Origin of the sequence: uncultured Thiocystis sp. (assembly GCF_903866365.1) — a bacterium.
In the GTDB taxonomy this organism is placed as follows: domain Bacteria; phylum Pseudomonadota; class Gammaproteobacteria; order Chromatiales; family Chromatiaceae; genus Chromatium.
The window spans coordinates 61861-68897 of the sequence record NZ_CAIPNF010000027.1; the positions used below are offsets into that span (position 1 = coordinate 61861).

Here is a 7037-nt window from a genome sequence, read left to right on the forward strand (position 1 = left end):
AATTGTCGACGAACAGGTTGATGCAATGAGCATATTAGGCACCGGCGTTTCAGGCTTGCTGGCCTTCCAGCGGGCCTTGGCGACGACCAGTCACAACATCGCCAATGCGGCGACCGAGGGCTATAGCCGCCAGCGGGTCGACTTGTCGGCGCGCGCCCCGCAGTACCTGGGCGGCAGCTATCTCGGTACCGGGGTGCAGGTCTCCAGCGTCCGGCGGATGCAGGACGATCTGGTGAGCGCCCAACTGCGTGGCAGCCTGACCAACAACGCCAATAGCGAGGTGCGCGCCGCCTTCGCCGAGCGGGTGGACCGTCTGCTCGCGGATGAGAGCACTGGCCTGACACCGAGCCTGCAGAACTATTTTGCCGCGGTCCAGGACGTGGCCGACGATCCGACCGCGATCCCCGGCCGCACCGTGTTCTTGAAGGAGGCCGAGACATTGGCGGCGCGCTTCGGCGCGGTCAACGGTCAGCTTGAGGAACAGCGCTCGCTGGTCAACGGGCAGATCAAGGCCACCGTCGAGGAGATCAACCAATACGCGCAATCCCTGGCCGATCTCAATCGCAAGATCGTTTCGGGGTCCACCAGCGGGTCGCCAGCCAACGATCTGCTCGATCAGCGCGACAATCTGCTGAACAAGCTGGCTGAAAAGATCGACCTCAGCACCAGTAAACAGGATGACGGCGCCATCAATGTGTTCATTGGCAATGGTCAGGCGCTGGTGATGGGTGGGGGCACCCGCCAATTGACAACCGGTTATCTGTCGGGCGACCCGAGCAATCTGGACATTGGCTTCACGTCCAGCAGCGGCCAACCCGTCGACGTCACCCGCTTTATGAGCGGGGGCGAGATCGGCGGCTTGTTGGAGACCCGCGCCAGCGTACTCGATACCGCCCAGAACGAGCTGGGGCTGATCGGGTTAACCCTGGCGACCAGCTTTAACGAGCAGAACCGGCTTGGTCTGGACCTGAATGGCGAATTGGGCGGGGATCTTTTCGAGCTACCAGCCGTGGATGTCTATGCGAGGTCGGGTAATACGGCGACCGCATCGCCGGGGGTCACGATCGATAATGTCAGCCAACTCACTCCGAGCGATTATCGCCTGAGTTATAGCAGCGCGGGATTTCAATTAACGCGCCAGCCCGACAACCAATCCGTCACCCTCGTGCCCGATGCAACGGATCCCAATATCCTTGTCGGCGATGGTCTTCGCATCGACACCAACAGCCTGTCGACTGCCGCGTCAGGCGATAGCTGGCTGATCCAGCCAACTCGTTCCGTTGCCAACGATATCAAGGTCGCGATCACGGATCCGGCCGGGATTGCCGCGGCGTCCGGCGCCCTGGCGGAGGCGGCCAACACGGGCGATGCCCGCCCGACCGGACTGCGTGTCACTGCCGATCCACCCACGCCCGATACCTATCTGCCAGCTGCGGTGGTGGTCAACGACGCAGGCGATGAATTTAATCTATTGAGTCCTCGCCATGGCGCGGATGCGGGCAGCGCGACCGTGGAGGCGTTCCGCGTTCTCGATCCTAAAAACAGCAATCTGCTCGTTCCTGCATCCGTGACGTTCGATGCGACAAAAAATCAATTTGATGTGGATGGCGAGCGTTTTTCGCTCGATCCTTCCGGTACCACCACGATCACGGCGAATGGTTGGGAGCTAAAGGTCAAGGGAGCTCCTGACGATGGGGCCGCCTTCGAGATTGACGTTGCCTCCTTCCCGCTGGAGACGCCTCAACCCGCGACCACGACGATCGACTCGGTCAATGGTTGGGAACTGGATATCCGTGGAACGCCTGGGCCTTACGATACCTTCACGGTCGATCTCGGCAAGGGCCGCGAAGGCGACAACCGCAATATGCTCGCCATGACCGACTTGCAGGATGCCCGCATCGTGGAAGGGCACACCACCTTTCAGGGCGGTTACAACAGCATCCTGTCCGACGTGGGCACCGAGACGCGCCAGGTGCAGATTGCGCGCGATTCCAGCGCCGTTCTGCTCGCGGACGCCCAGGCCCAGCGCGAGTCGATCTCGGGCGTGAACCTGGATGAAGAGGCGGCTAACCTGATCCGTTTTCAGCAAGCCTACCAAGCCGCCGCGCAGGTGATCGCCGTCAGTAGCACCCTGTTCGACACCTTGTTGAGCGCCGTCCGGCGTTAAATTGGACAACACGATGCGCATCTCCACGTCACAGATTTTCCAATCCGGTCTTTCGGCCATGCAGAATGCGCAGGCCAAGCTCAATCACACCAGTCTACAGATGTCCACTGGCCGACGTATTCTGACGCCTTCCGACGATCCCAGCGGGGCGGCCCAGTCCGTCCAGTTGGACGCCGCCATCAAGGCGACCGAGCAATATCAGCGCAATGGCGACTATGCCCAGCCCCGGCTCGAACAGGAGGAGGCGCAGATCGATGCTGTCCAGAACGCACTGCAACGGGTACGGGAGTTGGTGATCGCCGGCAGCAACGACACCTATAACCAGAGCAACCGCAACATTATCGCCAGCGAAATCCGCCAGCTCCGCGACGATATTTTCGACATCGCCAATACCCAGGATGCCAATGGCGAATATCTCTTTGCCGGCACACGCTCGCAAACCTCGCCCTTTGTGATGGCTGATGACGGGCGGGTGTCTTATGTTGGCGCCGAGGGCGATGGCGCGGTGCGCGAGTTGGCGATTACCAGCACCCGGCGGATTGCGGTTGGCGATACGGGCGCGACGGTCTTGATGGAAATTCCGGAACGCAGCGGTTTGTTGACCGAGGCAGTGCCAAAGTCAACCAATACCGGGACGGTGGATGTGGTGAAGGTCGAAGCGGGGAATCTTGACGACGCGCTGAATAGTGCTGGCCAAAACTTGCGGATTCGTTTCAAGTTTCCGACCGTCAACCCTGGTTCCGTGGAGTATCAAATACTCGATCCCGACGGCAATTCCGTCCAGGATTCCAGCGGACAACTGATCGGCGGCGTTTATGGATCGACTGATGGTGCTGGCGTTTTTGTACCGCCTACACCAAACACGCCAATTGAATTCGCCGGTCGCCGCGTCACCCTCGATCCTCTCACCGCACCCGCCGATGGTGACGAGATCCTCTCGCGCCCCGTGCCCCAGGTCAGTCTGTTCCAAACGCTCGACAGCATCGCCACCGCGCTTGAAACGCCACAGAGCGATGAGACGGCCCAGGATCTTTTTGCCAAGGCATCCAGCATGGCGTTGCGTAACATCGATTCCGGCATGGATCGGCTCAACGAGGTCCGCACCGCAGTCGGTCTACGCCTTTCCACGCTGGAAATTCAGACCGATCTGAACGCAGAGCGGCAGTTGAATCTGGAATCCACCCTCTCCGATGTCCGCGACCTCGACTACGCCGACGCCATCAGCCGCTACAAGCTGCAGGAAACCGTCCTGCAGGCCGCCCAGCAGACCTATGTGCAGACCAGCAAGCTCTCGCTGTTCGATTTCCTGTGATGCCTTGGATTGACCGCTGCTCGTCCTACGGGCGCTTGATGCCGGGTGCGCCATAGGCTTTCTGCATTCGGCTTTGCTTTCCCGCGCGCGTGCCGCTTTGCGTATCGGCCAGCGCCTGTCCCAGCGCCTGATGGCGGGCGCCCGCCCGTGCGATAATCGTCGCTTCCTGTTCGCGCACGGCGTTCAATTCATTGGTTTCCTGCTCGGTCAGCGTCGCGGTCTCGGCGTACTCGACAATCCGCTCGATCAGCAGCGCGCGGCGTTTTTGGATTTTTTCGGCCAACGCCCAATCGTCCGCCAGCGCCGCCTGTTTCATCTGCCCCGTTGCCGTGGTCAGGTCGTGGATCAGTTCCGTGACGTTGAACATAAAGTGACCCGTTGCCCGTCTAGTTTCAGAGATGACGATACTTTCCGATGATGGCGCGAACCAATCAAGCCCCGCCGCAAGCGATGCCCGACCAACGGCCCCTGGCCATCCTGTTGATGGGACCGACCGCCTCTGGCAAGACGGATCTGGCCGTCGATTTGGTGCGACGCCTGCCGTGCGACATCGTCAGCGTCGATTCGGCCATGGTCTATCGCGGCATGAATATCGGGACCGCCAAACCCGGTGCCGAGATTCTGGCCGAGGCGCCGCATCGACTGATCGACATTCTGGACCCGAGCGATGCCTATTCGACCGCGCGTTTTCGCGCCGATGCCCTGACGGCGATGGCCGAGATCGTCGCGCAGGGTCGCATTCCGCTGCTGGTCGGCGGAACCATGCTGTATTTTCGCGCTCTACAGCAAGGCTTGGCATGGCTGCCGAGCGCCGATCCCGAGGTCCGTCGCGCGCTCCTGGACGAGGCCGTCTTGCTTGGTTGGCCGGCCATGCATGACCGTTTAGCCATCGTCGATCCCGATTCCGCGCGCCAGATCCATCCGAACGATCCGCAACGCATCCAGCGCGCGCTGGAGGTTCATGCGCTCGCCGGCCGTTCCATGAGCGAACTGATCCGATCCGCCGGGGTATCTCAGCAACTTCCATACCGATTACTGAAACTGATCCGCGCGCCCCTGGAGCGCAGTGTCTTGCACGCGCGGATCGAACGGCGCTTTCGTACCATGCTCGATCAGGGGCTGGTAGAAGAGGTGGCGGGTCTGCTGGAGCGTGGCGACCTGACCGAGGATCTGCCGTCGATGCGTTGCGTGGGGTATCGGCAGGTCTTGAAATATTTGCGGAAAGAATGCAATTGGGATCAAATGCTGCATTGCGGTATCGTGGCATCGAGACAACTCGCCAAACGTCAATTGACCTGGCTCCGTCCGGAATCCGATGGTCATTGGCTGGCCGACGATCCGGCCCCGTTAGAGCAGGCGTTGGCGTTGATTGAGCAGGCCACGGCAAGCTCAAGGTGATGTTCGAGGAATTTCAACTTCAATTAACCACTGCTGCTGCCCCGTTTTTCGTTGGGCGTGCTCGTCCCGGCTGCAACCCAACGGACTGTTTCGTGGACCCAAACTGGGATCCACGGATTTTTAAGCCGGGCATTCGTGCCAAGCAACAATAAGAAGGAGACAACCATGTCCAAGGGCCAAAGCCTGCAAGACCCCTTTCTCAACGCACTCCGGAAGGAGCGCATCCCCGTGTCGATCTTTTTGGTCAATGGCATCAAATTGCAGGGCCAGATCGAATCCTTCGATCAATTCGTGGTCTTGCTGAAGAACAATGTCAGCCAGATGATCTATAAACATGCGATTTCGACCGTGGTGCCCGCCCGTAACGTCAAATTGCCACTCGCCGACGACGCACTGCCTGAGCCAGACCTGCTAGAGCCGGGTAATCGTTGAAAGCGACCACAAGCGTTTCAGCCGGGCGCGAAACGCCCGCTTCGTCCGTGAACTCGCTCGTGTTCGAGCGCCCCAAGCTTGGCGAGCGGGCGGTGCTGGTGCATCTGGACATGGGTTCGACCGCCCTGCCGGACGAGCGCGAGGAGTTCGCGCTTCTGGCGACGGCGGCCGGCGCCGAAGTCGTTGGCACCCTGGGCGGTTCGCGCGCGGTCCCCGATCCGCGACTCTTCGTCGGGACCGGCAAGGCCGAGGAACTGAAATCGATGGTCGCGGCGCTCGATGCCGATCTGGCGATCTTCAACCATCCCTTGTCGCCGGCCCAGGAACGCAATCTGGAGCGTCTGCTGCAATGCCGGGTGGTGGATCGCTCCGGCCTGATCCTAGATATCTTCGCGCAGCGCGCGCGCTCGTTCGAGGGCAAACTCCAGGTCGAACTGGCGCAACTCAAGCATCTGTCGACCCGTCTGGTGCGCGGCTGGACCCATCTGGAGCGCCAGAAGGGCGGGATCGGACTGCGCGGCCCCGGCGAAACCCAGCTTGAAACCGATCGGCGTCTGCTCTCCAAACGGGTGGACACGCTCGACCGGCGTCTGGATCGCATCGAGGTTCAGCGCGCCCAGGGCCGCAAGGCGCGGGCCAGGGCCGAGCTGCCGGTGATCTCGCTCGTCGGCTATACCAACGCCGGCAAGTCGACCCTGTTCAACCAATTGACCGCGGCGGGCGTCTTCGAGGCCGACCAGTTGTTCGCCACCCTGGATCCGACCCTGCGGCGTCTCGCGCTGCCAAGCGGCGGGCGCGTGCTGGTGGCCGATACCGTCGGGTTCGTCAGTCGCCTGCCGCATGAATTGGTCGCCGCCTTTCGCTCGACCCTGGAGGAAGCTCGCAACGCCAATCTGCTGTTGCATGTCGTGGATGCGGCGGCTGCCCAGCGCGCGCGCCAGATCGACGATGTGGAAAAAGTCCTGGCCGAGATCGGCTGCGACGCATTGCCACGCCTGGAGGTCTTCAACAAACTCGATCTGCTCGATGACGCCTTGCCGCGCATCGAGCGCGACGCGAACGGCGTGCCGACCCGCGTCTGGCTGTCGGCCCACACGGGCGCGGGCATCGACGGCCTGCTGCGGGCGCTGGGCGAACTGACCGGCGGCAGCCAAGTGCGCAAGCGTTTTCGTCTGGAGCCAAGCGACGGCAAACTCCGTGCCTGGCTCTTCGAGCATGCGCAGGTGCTGTCGGACCAGCCAGTCGAGACGGGCGGCTGGACCATCGAGTTCGTCGTCGGAATCGCTCGGCTCGAACGGCTGCTAGCCACCGACGAGTCGCTGCGACGGCGACTGCATGCGCTCTCCCGCTAACGGCTCATTTGCCGTTATCCGGTCGGTCACATACAATCGGACCCTTATTCGGTTCTCGTCGCGAGCCTTGACGCTGCCCGAGCTTGATATCGAGCGCCAGCGTCGGCACCTATATTTTTAAGCCAAAGACGGGCAAGATCATCAATGTCTTTCGCAACCGTGTTTGATACGCCATTCGAGCGATGGCCATCCCAGACACCTCCCATACCTAACACACATGAACAGACGGAGTAGCTATGGCCTGGAATGAGCCAGGTGGCGGTAACCAAGACCCCTGGAGCGGCAAGAGCGGCGGCGATCAAGGTCCACCCGACCTCGATGAAGTCGTGCGCAAGCTTCAGGAGCGACTCGGCGGATTATTCGGCGGCAACAAGCC

At 61.4% G+C, this 7037-nt stretch carries 7 protein-coding genes; 6 read left to right on the forward strand and 1 reads right to left on the reverse strand.

Annotated elements, in window-relative coordinates:
• Positions 1 to 25: 25 nt before the first annotated feature.
• Positions 26 to 2167 (forward strand): flagellar hook-associated protein FlgK, encoded by a 2142-nt coding sequence (gene flgK, locus QZY07_RS01465; protein ID WP_295399267.1) that lies wholly within the window; start codon positions 26 to 28, stop codon positions 2165 to 2167.
• A gap of 13 nt (positions 2168 to 2180) precedes the next feature.
• On the forward strand, positions 2181 to 3479 hold the full coding sequence (flgL, locus tag QZY07_RS01470) for a flagellar hook-associated protein FlgL (RefSeq protein ID WP_295399269.1): 1299 nt from the start codon (positions 2181 to 2183) through the stop codon (positions 3477 to 3479).
• 25 nt (positions 3480 to 3504) lie between these two features.
• On the opposite strand, the gene QZY07_RS01475 is transcribed toward flgL, so the two are convergent.
• Entirely contained in the window at positions 3505 to 3846 is a 342-nt protein-coding gene (locus QZY07_RS01475) for a hypothetical protein (RefSeq protein WP_295399271.1), read from the reverse strand.
• 83 nt (positions 3847 to 3929) lie between these two features.
• Between QZY07_RS01475 and miaA the strand changes: the two genes are divergently transcribed.
• From miaA to QZY07_RS01495, 4 genes are all read left to right on the forward strand, one after another.
• Positions 3930 to 4877 carry a tRNA (adenosine(37)-N6)-dimethylallyltransferase MiaA gene (miaA, locus tag QZY07_RS01480; protein ID WP_295399279.1) on the forward strand — a complete coding sequence of 316 codons (948 nt, stop codon included), beginning with the start codon at positions 3930 to 3932 and terminating at the stop codon, positions 4875 to 4877.
• Between the two features lie 165 nt (positions 4878 to 5042).
• The gene (hfq, locus tag QZY07_RS01485) at positions 5043 to 5309 is read left to right on the forward strand and encodes an RNA chaperone Hfq (protein WP_295399273.1); all 267 of its coding nucleotides are present in this window, start codon (positions 5043 to 5045) and stop codon (positions 5307 to 5309) included.
• Between the two features lie 59 nt (positions 5310 to 5368).
• Positions 5369 to 6661 carry a ribosome rescue GTPase HflX gene (hflX, locus tag QZY07_RS01490; protein ID WP_363183550.1) on the forward strand — a complete coding sequence of 431 codons (1293 nt, stop codon included), beginning with the start codon at positions 5369 to 5371 and terminating at the stop codon, positions 6659 to 6661.
• Between the two features lie 236 nt (positions 6662 to 6897).
• Positions 6898 to 7037, forward strand: a 140-nt coding sequence (locus QZY07_RS01495) for a protease modulator HflK N-terminal domain-containing protein (RefSeq protein ID WP_295399281.1), incomplete at its 3' end; no start/stop codon positions are given.

What these genes read in the sequence shown, in the direction of transcription:
- miaA (WP_295399279.1), top strand. Translation starts at nt 3,930, where the DNA reads ATGCCCGACCAACGGCCCCTGGCCATCCTGTTGATGGGACCGACCGCC.
- flgL (WP_295399269.1), top strand. Translation starts at nt 2,181, where the DNA reads ATGCGCATCTCCACGTCACAGATTTTCCAATCCGGTCTTTCGGCCATG.
- hfq (WP_295399273.1), top strand. Translation starts at nt 5,043, where the DNA reads ATGTCCAAGGGCCAAAGCCTGCAAGACCCCTTTCTCAACGCACTCCGG.
- flgK (WP_295399267.1), top strand. Translation starts at nt 26, where the DNA reads ATGAGCATATTAGGCACCGGCGTTTCAGGCTTGCTGGCCTTCCAGCGG.
- QZY07_RS01475 (WP_295399271.1), bottom strand. Translation starts at nt 3,846, where the DNA reads ATGTTCAACGTCACGGAACTGATCCACGACCTGACCACGGCAACGGGG.